Below are 596 nucleotides of genomic sequence, written 5' to 3' on the forward strand. Positions count from 1 at the left end.
CGGCTTCGGCATGGCGCCCGTGCGTTTTATTTGTGGTACGCAAGATATCCATAAAACGCTGGAGAATAAGCTGGCCGATTTCCTCGGCATGGAAGACGCCATCCTCTACTCCTCCTGTTTTGACGCCAACGGTGGCCTGTTCGAAACCCTGCTGGGCGATGACGATGCCATTATCTCCGATGCGCTGAATCACGCCTCGATCATTGATGGCGTCCGGTTGTGCAAAGCGTGTCGCTATCGCTATGACAATAACGACATGCAGCAACTGGAAGCGCAGTTGCAAAAGGCAAAAGCGGACGGGGCTCGTACGCTGATGGTGGCGACCGACGGCGTTTTTTCGATGGATGGCGTGATTGCCAACCTGAAAGGCATTTGCGATGTGGCAGAGCGTTATGGTGCGCTGGTGATGGTGGATGACTCGCACGCGGTGGGGTTTGTCGGCAAGCAGGGCCGAGGTTCCCATGAATACTGCGATGTGATGGGGCGCGTCGATATTCTGACCGGTACGTTGGGCAAAGCGCTGGGCGGTGCGTCTGGCGGCTATGTCGCGGCGCGCAAACCGGTGATTGACTGGCTGCGCCAACGCTCTCGCCCTT

1 protein-coding gene is annotated in these 596 nt (G+C 57.6%); it reads left to right on the plus strand.

Annotated elements, in window-relative coordinates; all coding sequences use genetic code 11:
* Nucleotides 1-596: aminotransferase class I/II-fold pyridoxal phosphate-dependent enzyme (locus J5224_RS34060; RefSeq protein WP_264629271.1), on the plus strand; the 596-nt coding region annotated here is incomplete at both ends.

Source organism: Candidatus Symbiopectobacterium sp. NZEC135 (genome assembly GCF_025962695.1).